Below are 23,681 nucleotides of genomic sequence, written 5' to 3'. Positions count from 1 at the left end.
TGTATTCATAAGCATTAATATGAACAACATGATTACACTATCTCGTAAAATAGAAATCTTATGTATGGCTGCACTGCTTTTATTGTCAGCCTGCGAAAAAATAGCCATACCTAATGATGAGCTTACACCGGGTTATAACAAGGTGTACAGCGCAGCTGCAGCCAGAAACCCCAACCGTGTTACCATTAAAATGGCAGATACGGTGTACAAACTTACCTATGGTGCCAGTTACGGCGGCTATGCAACGCCCGCTGCTGATATTCAGGTGCAGTTTGCTGTAGATAAGGAAAAAGCGCAGGCTTTTAACGTTGCTAACAATACACAGTACGAGTTGCTGCCTGAGGGCTGTTATCAGATGGGGCAGCTAAGTTCCGTTATCCCGCAGGGTGGAGTATCTACCAGTCCGCTGGCCATCAGTATCAACCCCACTAAAGGTATGGAGCTGTTTAAGGAGTATATAGTAGCGGTAACTATTACAGCGGTAAAAGGAGAGGTAGCTATTAACGAATCGTTGCAGACTGCTTACTATGTAGTGAAGGCATCGCTTGACTTTTCTGACTTTCCGGAGTTTGACAGAAGTGGCTGGAAAGTATCGGGTGTATCCTCTGAAGAGCCCGCGGAAGGGGAAGCCAACGGTGGCCTGGGGCTGCATACTATTGATGGTAAAGCAAGTACCTTCTGGCATACGAAGTGGGATGGTGGGTTTGGTACACCGCCACACTGGCTGGCGGTAGATATGGGTGAGGTAAAAACCATACACGGGTTAAACTTTACCGGACGCCAGAGTACTAACAATGGCAAGCCTAATATAGTAGAAGTAGCGGTAAGTGATAATGGCACCACCTGGACGCCGGCAGGTATGCTTACACTGGCTAATACCAATGCACGGCAGCAATTTTTTGTGCCTTCGTTTCCGCAGGCGCGGTATTTCCGTATTACAGTAGCTGCTAACTATGGTAACGTAGAGTATACGCACCTGGCTGAGCTGGGGGCTTTTTAATATGTAAATTCAGCAACACTCATGAAGCATGTTTCGCGTTTTCTGCTATTGTTCTTTTTGTTTTCTTTCGGTTTCATTCATTCCCGCTGCTGGAGCCAGGAGCGGGAGGAGTGGGAGAATGAGTTGATTTTTGGAGTGGGTAAGGAGGAGTCTCATGCTTCTTATATTCCTTACCCTTCTGTAAGCAGCGCACAAAAGGATACCTGGTATTCAGATACCGGTACCATAACGCACTCGCCCTGGGTATTATCTCTCAATGGCAACTGGTGGTTTAAATGGGTAAAGCACCCGGATGAAAGGCCCCGCGATTTTTTCCGTAAAGATTTTGATGCCCGGGCGTGGAAAACCATTCCGGTACCTTCCAATATGGAAATGCAGGGCTATGGTACGCCAGTTTATACCAATATTACTTATCCGTTTAAAAACGATCCGCCTTATGTAATGGGAAAAGTACCGGATAACTGGACGGCAGCAAAAGAGCCTAATCCTGTAGGCTCTTACCGCCGGGAGTTTACGGTGCCGGAGAACTGGAATGGGCAGCAGATATTTGTACATTTTGATGGCGTAATAAGTGCCATGTATTTATGGGTAAACGGGCAGCGTGCAGGTTATAGTGAAAACAGCTTCAGCCCGGCTGAGTTTGATATTACCCCTTATGTGCAGCCCGGCAGCAACAGCATATCTGTTCAGGTATTTAAATACAGCGATGGAAGTTACCTGGAAGATCAGGATATGACGCGGTTCAGTGGCATACACCGCCGGGTATATCTGTTTACTGTGCCTAAGCTGCATGTGCGCGATTTTTTTGTGCATACAACGTTTGATGCTGGTTTTTCCACTGCCCGGTTGTCAATCGATGCTCAGGTGTTGAATAGTGCTACCGCTGCCAGTAGTGCTGCCACAATAGAAGCGCAGCTGCTGGGGGCAGACGGAAAGCCGGCTGCTGCATCCATACAGGTGCCGGTAGGGGCTCAGGCGGCAAATGAACGGTTGAGGTATACGTTAGCTGGTACGGTAGAGCAGCCCCGGTTATGGTCAGCAGAAAAACCTTATTTGTACACCCTGCTGTTATCACTTAAAAATGCAGATGGTAAAACCATGGAGGTATTACCGGTAAAAGTAGGCTTTCGCAAAGTAGAAATCCGCAACAGTCAACTGCTGGTAAATGGCGAGCCGGTATTACTGAAAGGTGTTAACCGGCATGAAATACACCCTACACTGGGTAAGGCAGTTACTCCACAGAGTATGTTGCAGGATATTCTGCTGATGAAGCAGCACAATATAAATACCGTGCGTTCCTGCCATTATCCTGATGATCCGGTATGGTTAAAGCTTTGTGATGCCTACGGCTTGTATATTATAGATGAAGCCAACCATGAAACGCATGGACACCAGGAAATTGCGCGTTACCCCACCTGGCAGGCGGCTATTGTTGATCGTACCGTTCGGCTGGTTGACCGGGATAAAAACCACGCCTGCGTTGTTATCTGGTCGCTGGGCAACGAGGCGGGCAGCGGTAATAATTTTGTTACGGCAAGCAGGGTGATGAAAAATATGGATACCTCGCGCCCCATTCACTATGAGGGTATGAACGAGGTGGCCGATATTGAGTCTAATATGTATCCTTCTGTTAACTATCTTATCCAACGCGGCAAGGCCTCCTCTGAAAAGCCCTATTTTATGTGCGAGTATGCGCACGCTATGGGTAATTCCGTAGGTAACCTGCGCGAGTACTGGGATGCAATAGAAAGCCATAAGCGGCTGATAGGTGGATGTATTTGGGAATGGGTAGATCAGGGCATCCGTACGCCTGTACCTGGCGATAACACCGGTAAAACCTATATAGCCTACGGTGGCGATCTGGGCGATGAGCCGAATGATGGAACGTTCAGTATTAAAGGGCTGGTTAGTTCAGACCGTCAGGTGAAGCCGGCCCTGCTGGAAGTAAAAAAAGTATATCAGTATTTCCGCTTTACAGATGCTGGTATAAGTGAGGGGCGTATAAAGATTACCAATTGTTACGATTTCCTGACAGCTGCATCTTTTGCTTTCCGCTGGTCGCTACTGGAGAACGGGCTGCCGGTAGCAAAGGGTGTAATCACGGCAGGAAATCTGGCACCTAACGACAGTGCCATATTCACGTTGCCGCTTAAAAAGTATAAACGTAAAGCCGGTGCAGAATATCAGGTTACTATAGAGGCCAGTCTGGTTGAAAAGCAGCTTTGGGCCGGTAAGGGGCACGTGGTGGCACAGGAACAGCTGATGATACCTGCCATAGCTGCCAGCGCTTCACGTGCAGCGGCCACAGATGCACCTGTGCAGTTGCAGCAAACTACCAGCGAGGTGCTGATAACCGGTAAACAGTTTCAGGTAAAGTTTAATAAGGCAACCGGCAGATTATCGGAGCTTGTATACGGACAGAAGAAATACATTGATGGTGTTGATAATGGTATTGTGTTTAATCTGTACCGGGCTATGCTGGATAACGATCATACCAGCGACTGGGGGCAGCCTTATGATACCCGGAAGCTGGGGCATGACCACCCCACTTACACGTTAAAAAGTCTGGATGTTACCGAACAGCCTTCACAGGTAATAGTACGTACAGCTATTCGTGCTAATACCTCTTCCGGTTTTGGGGTGCAGGTGCAGCTGGATTATACCATACACGGTAACGGCCATATTGCGGTGGCTGCCACCTTTACGCCAGACAGCACGCAACAGTTTATTAACCGTTTAGGAGTGCGGATGGCGTTTTCAGAAGGACTAGAACAGGTGAAATGGTATGGCAGAGGACCGCATGAGAATTATATTGACCGCAAGGAATCTGCTTTCATAGGCGTTTACAACCGTTCAGTAACGGATATGACTGAGCCTTATGAAAAGCCGCAAGGCATGGCCAACCGGGAAGATACACGCTGGATACAACTCACTGATACCCTTACCGGTGATGGTATTGAAATTAAAGGTGATGGTACCATGAGTTTCAGTGCCCTGCATTATACCGATCAGGAGCTGGGCAGGGCTGCGCATTTTTATCAGTTACAACCGGTTAAAGAAACGGTGCTTACACTGGATTACCGGCAAATGGGATTGGGTAATGGCAGTTGCGGCCCTATGCAGTTGCCGCAATACCTGGTACCTGATACTACCGGGCGGTTATTCTTTACCATTCAGCCTTTCATTAAAAACGGCAGATAAACAACAGCATAAACAACAGGTGGTTAAAACCTGTTCTTAATACTTTTAACGCCCGGCTGATATGGGTTTCTACTGTTTTTTCAGAAACCTGCATCTGCCGGGCTATTTCTTTCTGGCTATAGCCTGCACTTTTAAGTTGATATACGATGCGGCATTTTTCAGGCAATCTGGCCACGGTTTTATCCAGCCAGTCTTTCAGCTCATGATATTTCAGCCATTCTGCCGGCGCAGATGTGTTTGAGGTATGTTGTTGCCAGGTTCTGGCACGGTCGCGTTTGGCCATTACATTAATAATACGGTATTTTACTGCCACCACCAGGTAACCGTCCAATGCTTCCCTTACGTTCAGCTGCTGCCTGCGCTGCCATATATCTACAAATACATCCTGCACCAGACACTCTGCTTCTTCCGGACTCTTCAGTTTTTTAGCCGCCAGGTAAAACAGCTTATCCCAATAGCGCCGGTATATTTCCCGGAAAGCATCGTGGTTGCTGTTTTGCAACAGCAACAATAATTCAGTATCTGAAAGTGAGCATGATGGCATTAGCGGGAGAATAATCTGCTTCTAAATTAAAGAAAGATCATGTTAGATAAAACAGTAAAAATATCTTTTTTAATAATTAGCTAAATCGTTTTTAATAAGGTATAAAGGAGGATTGCATTACATTTTTTCCGGAATGTGTTGTCAGGCGGGCGGCATAGTGCTGCCATTCGGTTGGATATGGTGAATGTTTATTAGTTATCTTGCGTATATGACCCGCCTGGCCCTTCACCCTTACTGGCTGATTGTCATTGCTTTATTCCTGTTCCCGTCTATAGTGCCGGCACAGTTACAGGTAAACGCAGTCAGTAGTACACCCAGCACCTGTGCTAATAACGGCAGCATCACCATTGACGCTGTTACCGTTTCGCCCCCGCTATTATTCAGTATTACTGCCGGCCCCGTTCCTGCGCCGGTGCAAACAGCCTCCGTTTTTCATTCTCTTCCGGCAGGTACGTATACCGTTACCATTTCTGATGGGGCAGCGAACACAGTAAGCAGAAATGTGGTAGTAGATGGTAATTATCTGCCACCAGACCTGCAACCTGTAAATATTCATCCCTTCTGTAATGGCGGCAGCGATGGACAGATTGCAGGTAACCGCGTAGCCGGCACCGGCCTGGCGCCTTTTACCTGGCAGTTAATGGTGCCGTCTCCGGTGGTAACACCACCACAGGCCAGTGATACTTTTAAAAGCCTGCCCGCTGGTGATTATACCATCAGGCTTACTGATGCGTGTGGTGGTTTCAGAACATTCATAACCACGCTTACCAATCCGCCGCTTTCCAATATGGTGTTCTTTGTACCGCCACGTATAGCTATAACCGGGTGCGATTCTGCCATGTTATCGATGAGCCTGCATGCTGATGCGTGGCGCTTTCCGCTTACCTGCACTTTTGTAACAGGCAGCGGTTCTTTTACTACCCGTTCACCCACTATAATAGACACCTCCGGTTGTTGCGGTTATATTACCCTGGAGCAGTTGTTGCCCGGTTTTACTTATGGCGATCAGGTGCAGGTAACTATTACGGATAGTTGCGGGGCTTCGGTAGTATCGCCCACCTATACTGCCAGGCCTTTTTCTTTTTGTACGCAGGTGGCGCAGTATTTTGCTGACTGTGACTATAAAACATCCATCATTTTCAACCTGAATGGCGGCGCCTGCGAAGTACCGGGTACAATAGGTACTTACTTGAAAGCGCCGGTGAGTTATGTGGTAACAGACGCAGCCAATGCGGTGCTGGCTACCGGTTCGGAAACTGGCTTTCCGGGTATCGGCGGCTATCCAATCATAAGTAGTTTTACCGTAAAAGACCTTCCTGTTAATAATACCTATCATATTGTTATTGCTGATAGCTGTGGCCATACAACAGAACGGGATTTTTATGTGCCTGCAGCAGTAACGCCCGTACCTGCTATATCTTCCCTTCAGATAGTGCCTACTGCCTGTGTGGATTCTGCTGCTTTCGCTTTTTTGTTTGTAGAGAATTTTAAAAAGGAACCCAGGCTGGTATTACTGTCCGGGCCGGTAAGAATGGGCAGTACCAAGGCAGGATATGCATATGAAAGTAATTATGTGTACCCCGATACGCTTGCCCCTATGGGTTTCGGGTATAATAATTATCGCTTTGATATGAGTAACCTCTCTGCGGGAACGTATCAGTTTAAGCTGATAGACAGTTGTGGATCGGAGGTGTTTGATCATATTACCATTGCTGAAACAGAAGTGACAAATCTGAGCCATCGGTTTACTTATCGTAAGGGGTGCCCGGGCGATAATAAACTCTATTATAATATAGCCGCTTCTCACGGTAACATCCGTATACGAAACCTTACCACGGGAGAGGAGGTGTATAAATATTACCAGCCGCAGGATGCTACTGTTTTTATAAACGATTCTGTTTCCAATCTGGCTTCCGGCCGTTATGAACTTGCTTTTACTTATGCTTCTGCTTACGGTGTTTCCTCACCCATTAACCACCTGCCGGTAGACTGTAAGGTAATAACAGATACGTTGGTTATTGAAGGGTATCAGACACCGGCAATATTGATAAATAACTATGTACAATGTAAAACCAATACCTATCTGGAACTGGTAGCGGATAGCAGTAAAGGGGTGGCCCCTTTTAGTTATGAAATTATCAGTGGCCCGCAGGTTTTTCCGGTACAGAGCGGGAATCTTTTTGCTGCGGCAACACCGGGAACGTATACCGCCCGTATTTATGATGTATGCGGTAATGCTTCCACCACAGGTGTTACGGTTAGCGCTATTTCTTTTCCACCCATAGCAGAGCGTACGTTTTCGTGTAACAGCAGGCAATTAACCTATGGGCGGTCGGCTTATTATACTTACCGGTGGACAACTCCCGGTGGTGTTACCTATGCCACGGATACACTTACCATAGATCCGGTAACGCCTGGAGATACAGGCGTCTACACTATACAAAGGGCTACAGATATCAATGGCTGCCGCGATACGTCGTATACCACCTATCATCTGCAGCTGAAAAATGTGTATACACAAAACATCAGCCTTTGCCCCGGACGTTCCGTTACCGTTGGCAGGCATTCCTATAACATTGCCGGTGTTTTTACCGATACATTGGTAAGGCCCCTGCTGTGTGATAGTGTGGTGGTTACCCGCATTACACTTTTGCCTTATAAGCGCGATTCGGTGCGTTATACCATGTGCCCGGGGCAGCAGTATCCTTTTAACGGGCGTACTTACAGCGTAGCCGGTGTTTACAGTGATACCCTGGGTACGGCTACCTGCGATAGTATTGTTACTTTATTGCTTTCTATAAATCTGAAACGCGATTCCATTGTGCGGTCAACCTGTGCCAACATGCCTTACGTGTTTAATGGAAGGCAACTTACGCAGCCCGGTATTTATCGCGATACTTTGCCAACAGCCGGCTGCGACAGTATTGTGGTGTTAAATCTATCAGTACTTCCGGTAAAGCGCAACACCATAAATATAACCATCTGTGCGGGCGAAAGCTTTCAGTTCAATGGATTACTGTTAACGGAAGCAGGTGTTTATCATGATACCTTGCCCACGGCTACCTGCGATAGTATGGTAGTATTGAATTTATCAGTAACGGCACCGGTTATACAGGTGTCGGCTAATGCGGATACTGTAGTTGTTGGAGGTAGTATACAGCTACAGGCCACGCAGGCAAACCAGTATAGGTGGGAAGGGGGCGGAGTGGTTTTTAATAATCCGGGTATTGCCAACCCTGCTGCCACGCCTTCGCGTTCCGGCTGGATTACGGTACATGCAGCAAGCGACCCCGAAGGTTGTCCGGTGAGTGATTCGGTATTTATAACCGTGCTGTCCAGGGCTACGTATTGTGCAGACGCTTATATCTACATGCCTACCGGCTTTACACCTAATGGCGATGGGCGAAACGATTGGTTCCGCGTGGTAGCGCAAAAAATAACCCTCAAAAGCTTTCGCATTTTTAACCGGTGGGGTGAGCAGGTGTTTACTACTAATGATATTGCCACGGGATGGAACGGCCGCTATAAGGGCGAAAGGTTGCCAGGTTCTTATGTATATATGGTTACCTATACCGATTGTATGGGCGTGGTAAAAATGGTTACAGGAACTATAACATTGCTGTTGTAGGGGAGGTGCCGGGGTGGTAATTATTGATTATCTTCATTTTTTGTAGAAGATCATCATGCGTAAATTTCTGTTTTTAGCGGTAGCTGCCTGTTGGGGCAGTTGCTTTGCCCCCAGCCTTGCCCAGAAACGTTCACAGCCGGTAATGCGTGAACTGCCGCTCGATTCCATTCGTTTAAGCGATCCCTGTATTCTGGCAGATAAACCCTCAGGTACGTACTATATGACCGGTACGGGTGGTATGCTCTGGAAAAGTAAAGACCTGAAAATGTGGACAGGGCCGCTTAATGTGGCCCGGCCGGATACCAATTCCTGGATGGGGAAACATCCTATGATATGGGCAGCTGAGTTGCATGCCTATAAGGGCAGGTATTATTACTTTGCCACCTTTACCAACCGTGATGTTAAAATTGATACCGTTAAAGGCAATGTGATTGAGCGCCGCGCCTGCCATGTACTGGTGAGTGATAAGCCAGACGGCCCTTATGTGCCGATGAAAGATGCGGTTTATCTTCCTGCCAATATGCCTACGCTGGATGGTACCTTCTGGGTAGATACAGACGGTAAGCCCTATATGATATACTGTTATGAATGGTTGCAGAACTGGGATGGTACCATTGAAAAGATTGCCCTGAAAAAAGATTTAAGTGGAACTACGGGCAAAGCAAAGCTGTTGTTCCGCGCCAGTGAAGCGCCCTGGAGTCGTGAAAAAGATGAGCGGGGTAAAATCATACCTAATAAAGTAACTGACGGCCCCTGGTTGTTCCGCACCCAAACCGGAAAGCTGGGTATGTTATGGACCAGCTGGATATTTAATGTATACACGCAGGGTGTAGTGTATTCAAAAAGCGGAACATTAGATGGTCCGTGGATACAGGAGCCGGAACCCATTACGCCACCCAATCACGGCCATGGTATGCTGTTCCGCACCTTTGAGGGCAAGCTGCTGATGTCGGTACATAGTCATCGTGAAGATAAAGACGGGCATTATATCCGCGTTCCCCGTTTGTTTGAGGTAGACGATAGCGGCGATAAAATTAAATTAGGCCGGTGTATTAACCCTCCGGCTGCAACCGCTGATATTTTTGAAAAAATTACCGGAGAAAAAAAGATCAGTTCTTACCACGGATTTGAGTGTGCTGACTTCAGCTTTATGGGTCGCTCCTGCAAGGTAGTGAAGCCGCGTAAGGTAGCGCCCGGTGCGCCATGGATATGGAACTGCCGTTTCTGGAATGTAGAACCTCAAACAGAAAAAGCGTTGCTGGATAGTGGCTTTCATGTAGCTTATTGTGATGTAGCGGAACTGTTTGGTAACCGCGAAGCCGTGGATATCTGGAATGCGTTTTATGCCAGACTAACACAGGCGGGCCTGTCTGAAAAGGTTTGCCTGGAGGGCTTTAGCCGCGGTGGTGTTTATGCCTACCGCTGGGCTGCTGAAAATCCGGAAAAGGTTGCCTGCGTATACGCAGATGCACCGGTGCTGGACCTGAAAAGCTGGCCGGGAGGTAAGGGTGCCAGCAAAGGCGATGCAGGCTCCTGGGCTGCCTTTAAAAGTGATTTTAACTTAACTTCTGAAGACGCCGCCATGGCATTCAAAGGAAACCCGATAGACCTGGTACCCGAAATTGTAAAAGGAAGGTACCCCATGCTGCATGTGGTGGGTGATGCGGATGATGTAGTACCTGTAGCAGAAAATACCGCGCTGTTTGAAGAGAAAGTAAAGCAGGCTGGTGGCAACATCACCGTAATACACAAGCCAGGCGTAAACCACCATCCTCATAGCCTTGGCAATCCACAGCCGATTGTTGATTTCATAATGAAAGCCGTGCGTTGATATTTTATTGCAGCTGTTATTGTATAGGAAACAACCTCGGGTCAGGGTAGGTGTATTGAAAGTCCAGATCCTTTACAAAAGCGTCAGCTGATATAATTCTGCCTGCAACCGGCAGTGCCGGAGTACTGGTAAGCTGCTGCTGACAATGCATTACCTCGTCTTTGGAAGGGTGTAGCGGTGCTACAATATTATAAGTTTGAGCGGTAGTTTGTTGCTGTATCATTTTCTCCACTGCCAGGCATATATCCTGATAGTGTACATGGTTAACCGGTTGATCTAAACCGGTTACTTGATACTTACTGAAAACCCGGTTATCACCCATAAGTCCGCCCAGCCGCAGTATGTTTACCTGCGGGTAAAAGCTCCTCACCAGTTTTTCCACGGCCAGTATGTTGGCCGTGAGCATTGCTTCCGGCAGGCTGTTTTCTGTTATCAGCTGCGGCACTTGCGGGTAAACGCCTATAGAACTCATCAGGAACAACTGTTTGTTGTATGCACCAAGAAAGTGGTGAAGATGATGAAAGCGGTTGTTTAGCTGTTCTGTGGGCGTGGATTTTGAAAAAGGCACGGTTATGATTATCGCATCCTGCTGCGCTGCTTCTGCCCAGGCTGCAGTGGGGGTGTATACCTTATCATCTGCAAAACGGGCAACACTTGCCGGTATACCTTCCGCCAGCAGTGTATTGCTTTTTTCTTCTGAAGTAACAGTTACGTTTATCTGATACCGATGTTGCAGATGGTGTGCCATTCGCAGGCCCAGCCACCCGCAGCCGATAATTCCTACTTGCTTCATGCGTCAAAGGTATTGGCAGGCAGCGGTATGGCAAAAAGGTGTGTATTGTTTCAATTGGCTATATTAGTGGACTAAATAGTTTGCTATCGTATGTTAGAACGTATTATTCCTGCCAGTGGTGAAAAAATGCCTGTAATAGGTATGGGCACCTGGCAGAGTTTGAATATATCCGGCGCTGGTGCGCTGCAAAACGCAGCACAGGTAGTGGAAGCCTGGGCCGGAGCGGGCGGGCGGTTAATAGATAGCTCGCCTATGTATGGTAAAGCGGAGGAGGTAATAGGGCAGGTTACGGAAGGGCAGCCTTTTGCTGACAGGCTGTTTTACGCTACCAAAGTATGGACTACCGGTGCTAAAGAAGGCTTGGCGCAGATGGAAGATTCTTTCCGGAAAATGAAGCGGCAAACGATTGATCTGATGCAGATACATAATCTGGTGGACTGGAAAACGCATCTTCCACAGCTGCGCCGCTGGAAAGAAGAGGGCAGAATACGTTACATAGGCATTACCCATTATACCGATGCCAGCCACGAAGAACTACGCCGTATAATAGAGCAGGAACCGCTTGATTTTGTGCAGTTTAATTACTCGTTACTGAACCGCCATGCTGAGCAGTTTTTGCTGCCCGTAGCGCAGGATAAAGGGGTTGCTACACTCATTAACCGGCCTTTTGGCGAGGGGCATTTGTTAAAGCTGCTGGTAGGCAAAAAACTGCCGGAATGGGTTACGGCACAGGGTATCCAAAGCTGGCCTGACTGCATTCTGCGCTATATAATTGCGAACCCGGCGGTAACCTGTGTAATTCCCGCCACATCTGTGCCGGAACATGCGCTGAACAACGCGCAGTCAGGAGCAGGGCTTATACCGGATGAAGCCTTCTGTAAAAGGCTGGTAGCCTATATAAAGGAAGTGCTTTAGCCATCCCGGAACTACAGCTTTGTAGCGGCATGATTTTTTATAATACACATTATCCTATGTATTTAAAAACAAAGAATCATGTCAGACAACAAAGTAAACATCGGCAAACAGGACCGATTGAAGGTAGACGCCAAAGATCCTGGTGAAGTTGAATACCTGCACAGGCAGTTTCCGTGGTTTAACCACCAGAAAATTAAAGATGCTATTAAACGCGCCGGTCCCTTTCGCAGAAATATAGAAAAGCATCTTGCTGGTGCCGGAAAATAAATTCCAGGCAGTGCTGCTGTAGAAGCTATTGCATAAAATAACAGGGGTTATCTGTTTGTATTCTATAAGCAGATAACCCCTGTTGTATTGTTGGGTATTATACTTTACGGAATATAACAATGCCGTTGTGGCCACCAAAGCCAAACGTATCACTCATGGCTATCTTTACAGGATGGTCTATTGCTTCCCGTGTAACAATACGCATATTGGCTGGTATGGCGGGGTCTAATACTGTTGTATTGATGGTAGGCGGTATTACCTGGTGTTGAATGGCTTTTACAGAAGCAATGGCTTCAATAGCACCTGCTGCACCCAGTAAGTGACCGGTCATTGATTTGGTTGAACTGATATAAGGCGAGGTGTTGCTGCCGGTAATACGGCTCAGTGCCTGAATTTCTGATAGGTCGCCAATTGGGGTAGAGGTGGCATGTACGTTAATGTAATCTACCTGTTGTATAGTAATGCCAGCCTCTTTCAATGATCTTTCTATGGCTTTGGCGGCACCCAATCCCTCGGGATGTGTGGCCGTCATATGGTACGCATCTGCTGTCATGTCGGCGCCGGTTACTTCCGCATAAATAGTAGCGCCCCTTTGCGCGGCATGTTCGTATTCTTCCAATATCAGCGCGCCTGCGCCTTCACCAATTACAAAACCATCCCTTTCCACATCAAAAGGCCGGGAAGCTTCCTGTGGGGCATGGTTACGTGCACTCATCGCTTTCATGGCGCTGAAACCACCTACCGAAGCGGGTGTAACCGGCGCTTCTGAGCCTCCTGTTACAATTACTTTTGCCTTACCCAGCCGTATATAGTTAAAGGCATCCATAATGGCTGTGTTGGAGGTGGCACAGGCAGATACGGTGGTATAGTTAATACCCATCAGCCCGTGGCGGATAGAAATCATACCCGATGCCATATTGGGAATCATCTTAGGAACGAAGAAGGGGCTGAAACGTGGCTGACCGTTACCGGTGGCATATTCGCTCACCTGCTGCTCAAAAGTTTCCATGCCGCCCTGGCCGGTACCCCAGATAACGCCTGCATCAAACGGGTCCATCTTATTAATGTCGAAGCCTGAATCGGCAATAGCCTGTCCGGCGGCCGCCAGTGCATATTGTGTAAAGGTGTCTGTACGTTTCAGTTCCGCTTTATCCAGCAGATGGCTGGCATCAAAGTTTTTTACTTCGCAGGCAAACTGCGTACGGAACTGCGATGCATCAAAATGGGTAATAGGGGCTGCGCCGCTTTTGCCGGCAGTTAACCCGGACCAGAAATCATTTACATTGTTTCCCAGAGGAGTGATGGCACCCATTCCGGTAATTACTACGCGTTTCATTGTGTATTGTTTAGTAGACTAGTCTGTCTGTTTGTAGTGTAAAAATTAAATAAGTTTGGCGGCAGCCTTGCGTGCCTGTTTTAGTGGCTGTATATTTTTTTGTATGGTGCTGCTGATGGTAGCGCCCTCCAGCAGTAAAAAAAGTGTTTCTGTAAGCAGCTCTCCGGGCAGTACAGCGTTTTCTTTTGCATGCAGCTGTGCCACCTGGTTTATAATAGCCTGTTTCTGCTTCTCTTTCTGGGCAGCAACCAGGGAAAAAGCGGAAGCGTCTGTTTTTTCCAGTTCCGCACTTATTTTCATAACATGGCAGCCCCCAAACGATGTGTGGTATTGCCTTTCAATACGGTAATCAAATAAGCCAAGTATTTTCCGCTGTGGATTTTTCAGTGGTGCCAGGTAGGCAGTAAGCTCATTTACAAACTGTTGTCCCATCTCTTCCAGATAAGCTGTTAGCAAATCTCTTTTAGAGGGGAAATGATGGTACAGCGATGCGCGTGCAATACCCGCTTCCTCAATAATCTGATTAATGCCGGTACTGTTATATCCCTGTTCGTAAAAAAGCCGGGTGGTAACATTGAGTATCCGGTTTCTGGCTTCGGATTCTTTCATAGGGTAAAGATAGGTAAATAAATAGACAGGTCTGTCTATTTGTGTTTTTGCCAGGTTTTTGCCTATAAGGGCTTTTTTATCAGCTGTAGCTTAGGGTGTTTTCAGGTGCGCAGTAAGTTGCATTTTTTTAACGGTGCAATATTGTCCAGCATTATAGGCGAATCTTCCATTGCAACTGGCTTTAGGTGCAGCTTACTTTTAGCTTACTGTTTTTTCTTTTCGCCAACCGGGGGCGTAGGGAAAGGGCAGTATTGCCAAATGAAATCATAACATAACCATTCATCAATGAAAGCCAAACGATTGCTACTAGCCTTTGGGCTATGGCCATGCCTTGTGTACACCGCAACCGCACAAAATCCCGTAGTAAAAATAGATTTTGATATGGCCGGAAGAACTACCGCTGAGGTAACTGAGTCAGGGTATACCCCCTGGGTGGTGGATGAGGCCACTGCTGACTCGCTTACGGTAAACGGTGTAAAGTTTGTTTTAAAAAAAGGTACAGCAGGTACCAGCCTGGGAACCGACTGGTATAAAGCAGGCGTACAATCGCCCAATTACGCACGTCTGGTTTGCGATGGCGTTACTGTAAAAGACGGCAACGCCGGGGGGCAGATAGAACTGCGTATTAAAGGCCTGCCTGCCGGCCAGCATACGTTGCTTACGTATCATAACAACGTGCAGGCACCCACCAATAACTTTAGCCCCATAGATATACTGGTAAATGGTACGCTGGTAACCAATAACCTGGTGCCTACCAACCGGGTGTTGCAAACCTCCGCTGCCCGTATCTCTTACCTTACCATAACAGCGCAGGCTAATACAGATGTGGTGGTGCTGTTCAGAAGTGAAACCTCTGGTGCTGAAACCATCAAAAATGTGATTATTAATGCATTGGAACTGAATACGCCCAACCTTACACAACAGGCGCGCCTGCCGGTGCCTGCGCATGAGAATGAGCATCTGGAAACTGCTAATGGTAATTTTGCCCTTGGCTGGACATCAGGCCCGGGCAACCCCACGCACAATGTATATTTCGGTACCGATTCTGCTTCGGTGGCCAACGCTACCACATCCTCTTCTTTGTATAAGGGTAATAAACCCAATGGTACTACTACGCACGCGGTAACAGGTTTGTATAGTATGCTTACGTATTACTGGCGTATAGATGAGGTGGTGGGTTCTGTGGTAACCAAAGGCAATGTATGGATGTTCCGCAGGGCGCAGAAGGCTTTTCCGGGTGCAGAAGGGTATGGGCGTTATGCACGTGGCGGCAGGGGCGGTAAAGTGGTGGAGGTAACCAACCTGAATGATAATGGCCCGGGCAGTTTGCGTGCGGCTGTTACCAACGATATTGGCCCCAGAACCATAGTGTTTACTGTATCAGGTATTATAACGCTGAACTCCAGACTGGTACTCAGCCAGCCTTATGTAACAGTAGCAGGACAAACTGCGCCGGGTAAAGGCATCTGTATCCGTTCTGCACCATTTGGTTTTACCGGTAACGATGTGGTAGTAAGGCATATGCGTTTGCGGCTGGGCGCCGGCGCTACTTATGATGGTATGGGGCTAACGGGTGCCAACTACAGTATTATGGATCATTGCTCTGTCAGCTGGACGATTGACGAAGCTTTCAGCTCCCGTAATTCCCGTAATATTACCCTGCAGCGTACCCTTATTTCAGAGGCGCTTAATGCGGCCGGCCATCAGAATTACCCTTCCGGCACCGAGCACGGGTATGCTGCTACTATCGGCGGCGATACCGGTAGCTTTCATCACAACCTGCTGGCCCATTGTTATGGCCGCAACTGGAGCCTGGGTGGGGGATTAGATGGCAACGGATATTATGCCGGTAAGCTGGATATTACCAATAACGTAGTGTACAACTGGGGTTCGCGCGCTACCGATGGTGGGGCCAATAAGGTAAACTTTGTAAACAATTACTATAAGCCAGGGCAGGGTACCACTTATTTCAAAGCCCTGAATGCACAGCATGAGGCCGTGGGGCTGGGTATGCAGCAGTATTATTTTGCAGGTAATGTAATGCCCGGCTATTTTGATGAAAACAGCCAGAGCAATGGTCGCGTGGCTTCAGGCCAGTCGGTATCTTATACCACGTTTGTAAGTGCACCTTTCTTTCCTTCTAATGTAACTACACAAAGCGCTAAAACAGCCTATAAGCATGTTTTGTCTGATGTGGGTTGTTCGCAGCCGGTATTTGATACACATGATGTACGCATTGTGAACGAAACCCTCAACGGTACCTACACCTATACAGGCAGTGTAACCGGCAAAAAAGGTTTTCCGGATCATCAGTCAGACGTGGGTGGTTACGAAAGCTATCCTAACGTAACGCGTGCATCCGGCTGGGACAGCGACCATGACGGATTGCCCAATTGGTGGGAGAGTATTAAAGGCACCAATGTAAACTCAGCCTCCGGCGATTTTACGGACAGCAATGCAGATACAGATGGAGATGGTTACACCCAGCTGGATGACTATCTGGAGTGGATGGCCAATCCGCATTACAGCACGGTAAATAATGCACCGGTAGCAGTAACGCTGAATCAGCTGTCTAAAGGGTTTACAGCTTCTCCTTCTTACAGTGTATCCGGAGCATCGGGTGGTACAGTAACGCTGGCCTCCGGTGTGGCTACGTTTACGCCTTCTTCGCTGGGGCTGGGCTCGTATTCGTTTACGGTATCGGATGCAGAAGGTGCTTCTATGACACGCAAAATTCATATTCTTAATACGGCTACTGCAGTTGCACTGGCAGCAGCACCGGCTGTTAAAACAGAGCATGTGGAAGCAGGTTTTCACGTATGGCCGGTGCCTAACCAGGGCGATTTTTTTGTATCGCTTAAAAATGTAAAACAAACCGGCAAGCTGCTGGTATATGATGCGGCGGGTAAAGTAGTGTTTAGCCGTACCATCAGGCCTGATGAAAACGTTCCGGTGCATCTGGGCAACGCCGGTGTGTATATACTAAAGGTGTTTGGTGTGGAAGGCGATGGTGCTTTGTACACCCGTAAAGTACTTGTGCGGTAACGGATTGTTCAGAACCCTTATTAAAACTGTTCCGGCATCTGGCTATACCATGCATAGCTCATGCGCTGTAATAGCCGGATGCCTGTGAACAGATTATGACATGGTACCCGTTTGTACCTCGCCGTTGGGTTGGTAGCTGGCTACTATTACCCCGGTAGTGGAAACCACAGAAGAAACCAGTTTCCATTGTTGCGCCTGTGTACCTTCTGTAAATAGTTTTTTTCCTGTACCCAGCGTAACCGGAAAAATCCAGTTATGCATAATGTCAACCAACTGATGTTTCAGCAGGGTTTGCACCAGCTTGCCGCTACCCCATACCAGCAGATCGGGGCCGTCCTGTGCCTTCAATGTCTTTACAGCTTCTGCTACGTTTCCTTCCAGCAGTATGGAGCCATCCCAGGAAAGATGTACGGGTGTGGTTGCTGCCACATACTTATTTATACGGTTAAAAAGATGGCCGGTAGGGTCATCATCGTGGTTGGGCCAGTAACCGGCAAATATTTCGTAGGTGTGCCTGCCCAGCAGCAGGTCATATGGAGCAGCGGTGTGGCGTGCCATGGTTTCGTTCATTACATCATCCCAGTGCAGTGCACCCCAGCCACCCCACGGAAAGTTGCCGCTGGTATCTTCTTCCGGTCCGCCTGGTCCCTGCATTACGCCGTCCATGGTTAAAAACGTGCATACAATAATCTTTTTCATAGTGTATTTGTGATTTACTGTGAAGTTATGCACTGTAACAGCAGGCCACGGAGGGTAATCCGGACAATGTTAAGGGGAGAAAACACCAACTGACCGGCAGCCGGCATTTGTAATAAGTACGCCTGCATTCTATATTTGCTATTGCTTACAGGTGCAGCACCTGTTTAAAACAGACACAATATGAGTAAACATCCGTATGTCATCTGCCTGATGATGACTTCCCTTGATGGTAAAATTCTGGGAGATAAATGGGGCGATAGCCCGCAGGTGCAGGCATTAACAAAGAGTTTTGAAGAAGTGCATGAAGCCATTGGTAACAAAGCATGGATAGTGGGCAGAACCACTATGGAAAAAGACTTTACACATTTTGCAAAGCCGGTATACAAGGAAAGCACACATCCTTTGGATAGAAACGATTTTGTGGCAACACGGAATGCAAAGTCTTTTGCCATAGCGGTAGACGGGCAGGCAAAACTAGGCTGGGAGAGTGCCACCATGCTGGGCGATCATGTAATTACCATTCTTACAGAAGTGGTGCAGGATAGCTATCTGGCGCATTTGCAGCAGATAGGCGTGTCTTACATTTTTGCCGGTAAGGATACCGTGGATTTGTCTGTGGCACTGGAAAAGCTGAAAGCTTTATTTGGCATTGAAACGCTGATGCTGGAAGGTGGCGGACGTTTAAATGGCAGCTTTTTGAACGCCGGTTTAATTAATGAATACAACCATGTATTGCTGCCACTGGCAGATGGCCGTATAGAAACCTCCAGCGTGTTTGAAATAGAGGAAAAAGACAGGCAGTTTAACTCCACGCTGTTTTCGCTGGAAGAAGTGAAACGGATAGAGAACGATGTACTCTGGTTGCGGTATAAGTTTACCGGGCAGGGATAACAAGGTTGCCCGGCTACCGTGGCCGGGCTTTTTTTTGTATTGGTTTCTACCTATATTTGCCCGTATGGCACATCCTTTTACAGATAATCTGCTTTCGCCTCCTTCGCGTTTCTGTTAACCAGGTCCGCATAGTGTTGCTCTGATCTTTTTCCGGAGAAATTCTTCAGGACCTTTTTCTGCTATTTTATTACTTACACTTTTACTGAATTGTATTGACATGAAAAGGTCTTATATCTTTTTGCATATAGCTGTTTTACTGGCCGGGCTAACCGGTGTATTTGGTAAGCTGATTACCCTGAATGAGATTGTGCTGGTATGGTATCGCGTGTTGCTTTCCTTTCTGATATTGTGGGCAGGTTTACGCTTGTTTAAAAAGTTTGAACAGTACGATAAGGCTGCCAAACGAAAGCTGATGCTGAGCGGTTTGTTGCCTGGCCTGCACTGGGTATTCTTTTATGCAAGCATTAAGTATTCCAATATATCTGTAGGCGTGGTGTGTTATTGCTTAACGGCTTTTTTTACAGCTATACTGTCACCTGTGCTGGGACGTAAAAAGCTTTCTGTACAGGAACTTGTATTAAGCTGTTTAACGGTAGCAGGCGTGGGGCTTATCTTTCATTTCGATACCTCTTTCCGGCTGGGCATCGCATTGGGGGTAGTTTCTTCCATACTGGCGGCGGGCTATTTTCTGGCCAATGAAAAGCTGGTGAAAGATTATAATGTGTATATGATAAGCTATTACCAGATGGCAGGGGCTACGCTGGCAGTGGGGCTGTTGCTGCCTTTGTGCAGCCTGCTGTACACCCGTACAGTTTTTACCCCTTCCGTGCCCGATCTGGCTTATCTGCTGGTGCTGGCGCTGTTTTGTACCATTGGGTTGTATACGCTGGTAGGGGAGGCATTGAAAAAACTCTCTGCTTTTACCGTAAACCTCAGCTTTAACCTGGAGCCTGTGTATAGTATTATACTGGCTATGCTGCTGTTTCATGAGAATAAACTGCTGAATGGTTCCTTTTATGCGGGCCTGTTGTTAATTGTATTGTCTGTGGTTTTGCAGATGTTGTTATCTGCCCGTAAGCGTGTTCACAGATAATCAGCTGGTTGCAGGGTAGCGCTGTCCTGATAAGGGTTTGCGCTATCCTGTTCTGTCCTGAAATAAATCAGAAAAAATATATAGTACACTATTGTTTTCTCATTTTATATGCTTTCTTTGCTAAAAAGTACTGTTTCTGCCATCTGAAAAGTCAAACCAAAACTCCCCCGTCAGTTAACCATTCAAGTAAAAGAAAACACAACTCCATTCAATGAAAGCACATGTTAAAATGCCTGCTGTCTTTGCTGTTGCATTGACCGGCATACTCTTCGGTTGCTCCAAACAAAGCGATGTCAGCGCTGATGAAAATTTACTGACGCCTAACACTACAATGGCTGCTGTTGCCGCTACCTGCTCTGCCCAGGGCTGGGCCTCTCAGAACGGAGGCACTACCGGCGGTGGTACAGCAACGGCTACTGTGGTTACTACGTATGCTGCTTTAAAAACTGCTATTCAAAACAGCAGTGTAAAAATGATTCAGGTTAATGGTACTATTACAATACCTGCTGCCGGTCGTATTTCGTTTCAGGATCAGAGCGGAAAAACCATTTACGGTTCATCCGGCGCCAAACTGGTATCGGCAGATCAGACTGCATCTGGCTCTGGTATCATCTATATGAAAAGATGCAACAACATTATTATCCGCAATCTCATATTTGAAGGGGCGGGCGCCTACGATGTAGATGGTAATGATAACCTTACGGTAGATGCCTGTAACAATGTATGGGTAGATCACTGTGAATTCAGAGATGGTGTAGATGGCAACTTTGATATTAAAAATGTGAGCGATTACATCACTGTTTCCTATTGTAAGTTCACATATCTGAAAGCGCCTAAGCCTGATGGTCCCGGTGGTTCAGATGATCACCGTTTTGCCAACCTGATTGGCTCAGGTGATGGCGCTACAGCAGACAGAACCCACCTGAATATCACTTTTGTACGTTGCTGGTGGGCAGCAGGCTGCAAAGGCAGAATGCCACGCGTGCGTTTTGGTAAGGTGCATGTGGTAAATAATTATTTTAACAGTACTGCCAGCAGTAACTGTGTGCAGGCTGGTTTTGAAGCCAACCTGCTGGTAGAAGGCAATACGTTTGAAAATGTAACCAAGCCTATTGATCTGATGAGTAACAACTCTACTGCTGTGCAAAGCAAAAACAATGTGTTTACCAATGTTTCCGGTAATACTTCCGGAAATGGGGTAAATGCGTTTACGCCGCCCTATAGCTTTACTATATTGTCTGCGGCTGCTGCCAAAACTGCCGTAACAGGCTCCGGTGGTGCAGGCGCTACCTTAAGTGGTAACAGCTGCACTTCGTTTTAATGTATAATGGGGGAGCGGATGGAGGTTACAGAAACAGAAAGGGGCGTCCGTTATGGAAGCCCCTTTTTTGTTTAGCTGATATCGGTAATAGCAGCAATCTTGTCTTCGGCAAATCGAAAAACCGACCGGCCTGCTACATGCAGTTCATCTCCTCTGCGCAAGCCGCAGGGTAAATCAACTGCCAGTACGGCACAGTAGGCAATGTCTACTTCTGTATGCGTTTCATAATGCATAAAAGAAGTTACTTTCTGGTGTCTTTTTTTGAAGCACCTGGCTGTTTTCTCAGCCTGTTCTTTAAATGCCGGTATTCCTTCCAAAGACATATCTATGCTGCCGTCAGAAACATTTTCGAAGGTAAAACGGGTATCGAGGTCGGCAAGCATAGCGTCGATGTCAAAATGATTATAAGCCTTGATATACCGGCAAATCATTAGCTCGCGCTGTTTCATCGTTAGAATTTTGCTTACTCAATATAAGCAATCCGCACAATTTCTGCAAGTGTTGCTGGTTGGTGGTGCGCCGCTGCTGCGTTATCTGTTGTTTTTCAATAGTTTTTTGAAAAAAGGTTTCAGCTGGGCCGCCATAATCCGGTGGTCTGCCACATTGGGGTGGCCGGTGCATCCATGCGGCTCCATGGGTGCAAAGTAGAATACGGCTACTGGTTTATTGTTGGGGTAAGCTGCATCAATTTCGCTTTTAACTGCCGCTATGCATCGCTTCAGTAATTCACCTTCTGCATTTTTTACCATAGGGCTGGACAGAAGGGCAATGCGTGCCTGAGGGTAATGTGCTTTTACCTTTTTTACAAAGGCTATGTAATCTGTAACAAATCGTGCGGAATCAAAAGACGCCCGTGGGGTACCGTCGCCACGGCTTATATCGTTAGTGCCCAGTGCTATGCTTACAATAGCGGGTTGCCTGGTGGCAAAGTTCCAGGTGCGTGTGCCCTGCTCCTGAAAATCCAGCTTATCATATACCTGTGGCATGTTGGGGCTTTCACGGTTCCAGGTACGGTAAATGCCAATGCCGCTAACGCCGGAAACCATATAGCTTACATGTAATGCCCTTGCTACGGAAGGTCCATAGGCCATGTAGCCATTATGCTGATCGTGATACTGCCCTGTACCGCAGGGTATTTCTGAGGCATCCGCTGCTGCGCCGCAGGTAATGCTGTTGCCAATAAATTCAATCAGTGGGCGCTCAGGTTCTTTTACTGTAGCTATGCCATTGGCTGCTATTTTAGTAACCAGCAGTGCGCCCGTATGCGCTTCTGTGGCTTTGTATATACATAGGGTATGTTTGCCTGTTTTTGCTGTAGTAATAACAACCGGAGCTGGTGCGTTGCCTGTAATGCGTATGCGCTTCTGATACACACCATCCATTTCGTACTGCATATAGTTGTATGCCCCTGCGTTATCCGCAGCCAGATAAATAGTGCAGGAGGTGCCGGTAAAGCTAAAGCTGAAATGAGCAGCAGAACTGATGAGTGCCAGTTGCTGGTTGTTGTTAATGAACGTGCGCCCAACCGGCTGTAGCTGGCTGGCATACAACGTGTCGGCATTGCTGGTGGCACTACAGAGCTGTGCATATAAAATAAGGCTGCCCAGGGCAAGCAAATGTATTGGCTTCACGCTTGTGAATTTAAGTGGTTCAAAATGCAAACCTTTAGGCAACTAACCAAGTATCCGGCAAATAAACAACAGGAAAGGATAAAATAATACAGGTTGTTATCCTTCAGTAGTATTGCTACGTGCATTTTGCTGGTAAGCGGAAGGCGACATACCAAACTGTTTCAGAAAACTGCGGCCGAAGGTGGTTTGCGAGGTAAAGCCCACCATGGTGGCTACCTCGTATATTTTATAATCATCTGCAACCAGCAGTTCCGCTGCTTTTTTTAAGCGGGTAAGGTTAATAAGCTCGTTGGCCGTGAGGTTAGAGATAGATTTGATTTTACGGTACAGCGTTGGGCGGCTCATGGCCATAATCTTAGCCAGCTTTTCTACATCCAGCTCTTCATCTTCCATATTCCCGCAGATAATCTGATTCAGTTTTTCCAGAAACAGTTCGTCTGAGCGGGAGTGGGCCATGCTTTTAATATGTATCAGGGGCGATTGCGCAAAGTATTCTTTTATCTTATCGCGGTTGCTGAGCAGGTTGGCTATCTGTACGTGCAGGTACTCGGGCGAAAATGGTTTTTCTATATACGCATCTGCACCCAGCTCCAGCCCATGAATTTTAGATTGCAGGGTATTGCGTGCTGTAAGCAGTATTACGGGTATATGGCTGTATTCAAAACTGGCTTTAACGGTACGGCACAGCTCAAAGCCATCCATCTCCGGCATCATCACATCAGAGATAATCAGCTGCACGGCCTCATCCTGTAATACTTCCAGGGCCTGTTTGCCATGCAGGGCTTTCAATACATGATATTTTTCTGAGAGGTCGTCGGCTACAAACTCCAGCATATCCGGATTATCTTCTACCAGTAATATAGTCGCTTTCATGGCA

General features: G+C 47.3%; 18 protein-coding genes. 10 read left to right on the top strand and 8 right to left on the bottom strand.

Annotated features, from left to right (window positions below):
- The first annotated feature begins 28 nt into the window (after positions 1-28).
- Complete coding sequence (locus IEY13_RS08175) at positions 29-1,000, top strand: discoidin domain-containing protein (RefSeq protein ID WP_188951496.1); 972 nt, start codon at positions 29-31, stop codon at positions 998-1,000.
- A gap of 21 nt (positions 1,001-1,021) precedes the next feature.
- Positions 1,022-4,201 (top strand): beta-galactosidase, LacZ type, encoded by a 3,180-nt coding sequence (lacZ, locus tag IEY13_RS08170; RefSeq protein WP_188951495.1) that lies wholly within the window; start codon positions 1,022-1,024, stop codon positions 4,199-4,201.
- Here the strand turns inward: lacZ and IEY13_RS08165 are convergent.
- Positions 4,185-4,745 carry an RNA polymerase sigma-70 factor gene (locus tag IEY13_RS08165; protein WP_188951494.1) on the bottom strand — a complete coding sequence of 187 codons (561 nt, stop codon included), beginning with the start codon at positions 4,743-4,745 and terminating at the stop codon, positions 4,185-4,187. The two genes, lacZ and IEY13_RS08165, sit on opposite strands and share 17 nt — an antisense overlap.
- 208 nt (positions 4,746-4,953) lie before the next feature.
- Here IEY13_RS08165 and IEY13_RS08160 point away from each other — a divergent pair, with 208 nt between their 5' ends.
- Together IEY13_RS08160 and IEY13_RS30105 are read left to right on the top strand one after the other, a co-directional pair.
- Complete coding sequence (locus IEY13_RS08160; RefSeq protein ID WP_188951493.1) at positions 4,954-8,373, top strand: T9SS type B sorting domain-containing protein; 3,420 nt, start codon at positions 4,954-4,956, stop codon at positions 8,371-8,373.
- A 55-nt stretch (positions 8,374-8,428) separates the two neighbouring features.
- The gene (locus IEY13_RS30105) at positions 8,429-10,204 is read left to right on the top strand and encodes a family 43 glycosylhydrolase (RefSeq protein WP_229687790.1); all 1,776 of its coding nucleotides are present in this window, start codon (positions 8,429-8,431) and stop codon (positions 10,202-10,204) included.
- Between the two features lie 16 nt (positions 10,205-10,220).
- Here the strand turns inward: IEY13_RS30105 and IEY13_RS08150 are convergent, their stop codons facing one another.
- Positions 10,221-10,997: a 2-dehydropantoate 2-reductase N-terminal domain-containing protein gene (locus IEY13_RS08150; RefSeq protein WP_188951492.1), complete on the bottom strand. Its 777-nt coding sequence runs from the start codon at positions 10,995-10,997 to the stop codon at positions 10,221-10,223.
- Between the two features lie 90 nt (positions 10,998-11,087).
- On the opposite strand from IEY13_RS08150, the gene IEY13_RS08145 reads away from it, so the two are divergent.
- Positions 11,088-11,912, top strand: a complete 825-nt coding sequence (locus IEY13_RS08145; protein ID WP_188951491.1) for an aldo/keto reductase — start codon at positions 11,088-11,090, stop codon at positions 11,910-11,912.
- 78 nt (positions 11,913-11,990) lie between these two features.
- Positions 11,991-12,179, top strand: a complete 189-nt coding sequence (locus IEY13_RS08140) for a DUF3606 domain-containing protein (protein WP_188951490.1) — start codon at positions 11,991-11,993, stop codon at positions 12,177-12,179.
- Between the two features lie 97 nt (positions 12,180-12,276).
- Here the strand turns inward: IEY13_RS08140 and fabF are convergent, their stop codons facing one another.
- Both fabF and IEY13_RS08130 read right to left on the bottom strand, forming a co-directional pair.
- Entirely contained in the window at positions 12,277-13,515 is a 1,239-nt protein-coding gene (gene fabF / locus IEY13_RS08135; protein ID WP_188951489.1) for a beta-ketoacyl-ACP synthase II, read from the bottom strand.
- Between the two features lie 45 nt (positions 13,516-13,560).
- Positions 13,561-14,124 (bottom strand): TetR/AcrR family transcriptional regulator, encoded by a 564-nt coding sequence (locus tag IEY13_RS08130; RefSeq protein WP_188951488.1) that lies wholly within the window; start codon positions 14,122-14,124, stop codon positions 13,561-13,563.
- A 381-nt stretch (positions 14,125-14,505) separates the two neighbouring features.
- Here IEY13_RS08130 and IEY13_RS08125 point away from each other — a divergent pair, with 381 nt between their 5' ends.
- Positions 14,506-17,169, top strand: a complete 2,664-nt coding sequence (locus tag IEY13_RS08125; RefSeq protein ID WP_229687789.1) for a T9SS type A sorting domain-containing protein — start codon at positions 14,506-14,508, stop codon at positions 17,167-17,169.
- A gap of 93 nt (positions 17,170-17,262) precedes the next feature.
- Here the strand turns inward: IEY13_RS08125 and IEY13_RS08120 are convergent, their stop codons facing one another.
- Positions 17,263-17,868 (bottom strand): dihydrofolate reductase family protein, encoded by a 606-nt coding sequence (locus IEY13_RS08120; RefSeq protein ID WP_188951486.1) that lies wholly within the window; start codon positions 17,866-17,868, stop codon positions 17,263-17,265.
- 180 nt (positions 17,869-18,048) lie between these two features.
- On the opposite strand from IEY13_RS08120, the gene IEY13_RS08115 reads away from it, so the two are divergent.
- The 3 genes from IEY13_RS08115 (at position 18,049) to IEY13_RS08105 (ending at position 21,173) form a co-directional block, all read left to right on the top strand.
- A complete protein-coding gene (locus IEY13_RS08115) occupies positions 18,049-18,759 on the top strand; it encodes a RibD family protein (protein ID WP_188951485.1) in 711 nt (236 codons plus the stop codon).
- A 217-nt stretch (positions 18,760-18,976) separates the two neighbouring features.
- Positions 18,977-19,852 (top strand): DMT family transporter, encoded by an 876-nt coding sequence (locus IEY13_RS08110; protein WP_188951484.1) that lies wholly within the window; start codon positions 18,977-18,979, stop codon positions 19,850-19,852.
- A gap of 211 nt (positions 19,853-20,063) precedes the next feature.
- Positions 20,064-21,173: a pectate lyase family protein gene (locus tag IEY13_RS08105; protein ID WP_229687788.1), complete on the top strand. Its 1,110-nt coding sequence runs from the start codon at positions 20,064-20,066 to the stop codon at positions 21,171-21,173.
- 71 nt (positions 21,174-21,244) lie between these two features.
- Here the strand turns inward: IEY13_RS08105 and IEY13_RS08100 are convergent, their stop codons facing one another.
- The 3 genes from IEY13_RS08100 to IEY13_RS08090 all read right to left on the bottom strand — a co-directional run bounded on the left by IEY13_RS08100 (position 21,245) and on the right by IEY13_RS08090 (position 23,677).
- The gene (locus tag IEY13_RS08100; RefSeq protein WP_188951483.1) at positions 21,245-21,622 is read right to left on the bottom strand and encodes a nuclear transport factor 2 family protein; all 378 of its coding nucleotides are present in this window, start codon (positions 21,620-21,622) and stop codon (positions 21,245-21,247) included.
- 81 nt (positions 21,623-21,703) lie between these two features.
- Positions 21,704-22,804, bottom strand: a complete 1,101-nt coding sequence (locus IEY13_RS08095; protein ID WP_188951482.1) for an SGNH/GDSL hydrolase family protein — start codon at positions 22,802-22,804, stop codon at positions 21,704-21,706.
- A 96-nt stretch (positions 22,805-22,900) separates the two neighbouring features.
- On the bottom strand, positions 22,901-23,677 hold the full coding sequence (locus IEY13_RS08090; RefSeq protein WP_188951481.1) for a response regulator transcription factor: 777 nt from the start codon (positions 23,675-23,677) through the stop codon (positions 22,901-22,903).
- Between the last annotated feature and the right edge of the window lie 4 nt (positions 23,678-23,681).

Source organism: Filimonas zeae (assembly GCF_014641615.1).
Classification (GTDB): Bacteria; Bacteroidota; Bacteroidia; order Chitinophagales; family Chitinophagaceae; genus Filimonas; species Filimonas zeae.
The sequence above is the reverse complement of the archived record's forward strand: the minus strand, read 5'-3'. Positions and strand labels throughout refer to the sequence as shown.

Coding starts and splice junctions, on each gene's coding strand:
- IEY13_RS08175 (WP_188951496.1), top strand. CDS start 29: ATGATTACACTATCTCGTAAAATAGAAATCTTATGTATGGCTGCACTG.
- lacZ (WP_188951495.1), top strand. CDS start 1,022: ATGAAGCATGTTTCGCGTTTTCTGCTATTGTTCTTTTTGTTTTCTTTC.
- IEY13_RS08165 (WP_188951494.1), bottom strand. CDS start 4,745: ATGCCATCATGCTCACTTTCAGATACTGAATTATTGTTGCTGTTGCAA.
- IEY13_RS08160 (WP_188951493.1), top strand. CDS start 4,954: ATGACCCGCCTGGCCCTTCACCCTTACTGGCTGATTGTCATTGCTTTA.
- IEY13_RS30105 (WP_229687790.1), top strand. CDS start 8,429: ATGCGTAAATTTCTGTTTTTAGCGGTAGCTGCCTGTTGGGGCAGTTGC.
- IEY13_RS08150 (WP_188951492.1), bottom strand. CDS start 10,997: ATGAAGCAAGTAGGAATTATCGGCTGCGGGTGGCTGGGCCTGCGAATG.
- IEY13_RS08145 (WP_188951491.1), top strand. CDS start 11,088: ATGTTAGAACGTATTATTCCTGCCAGTGGTGAAAAAATGCCTGTAATA.
- IEY13_RS08140 (WP_188951490.1), top strand. CDS start 11,991: ATGTCAGACAACAAAGTAAACATCGGCAAACAGGACCGATTGAAGGTA.
- fabF (WP_188951489.1), bottom strand. CDS start 13,515: ATGAAACGCGTAGTAATTACCGGAATGGGTGCCATCACTCCTCTGGGA.
- IEY13_RS08130 (WP_188951488.1), bottom strand. CDS start 14,124: ATGAAAGAATCCGAAGCCAGAAACCGGATACTCAATGTTACCACCCGG.
- IEY13_RS08125 (WP_229687789.1), top strand. CDS start 14,506: ATGGCCGGAAGAACTACCGCTGAGGTAACTGAGTCAGGGTATACCCCC.
- IEY13_RS08120 (WP_188951486.1), bottom strand. CDS start 17,868: ATGAAAAAGATTATTGTATGCACGTTTTTAACCATGGACGGCGTAATG.
- IEY13_RS08115 (WP_188951485.1), top strand. CDS start 18,049: ATGAGTAAACATCCGTATGTCATCTGCCTGATGATGACTTCCCTTGAT.
- IEY13_RS08110 (WP_188951484.1), top strand. CDS start 18,977: ATGAAAAGGTCTTATATCTTTTTGCATATAGCTGTTTTACTGGCCGGG.
- IEY13_RS08105 (WP_229687788.1), top strand. CDS start 20,064: ATGAAAGCACATGTTAAAATGCCTGCTGTCTTTGCTGTTGCATTGACC.
- IEY13_RS08100 (WP_188951483.1), bottom strand. CDS start 21,622: ATGAAACAGCGCGAGCTAATGATTTGCCGGTATATCAAGGCTTATAAT.
- IEY13_RS08090 (WP_188951481.1), bottom strand. CDS start 23,677: ATGAAAGCGACTATATTACTGGTAGAAGATAATCCGGATATGCTGGAG.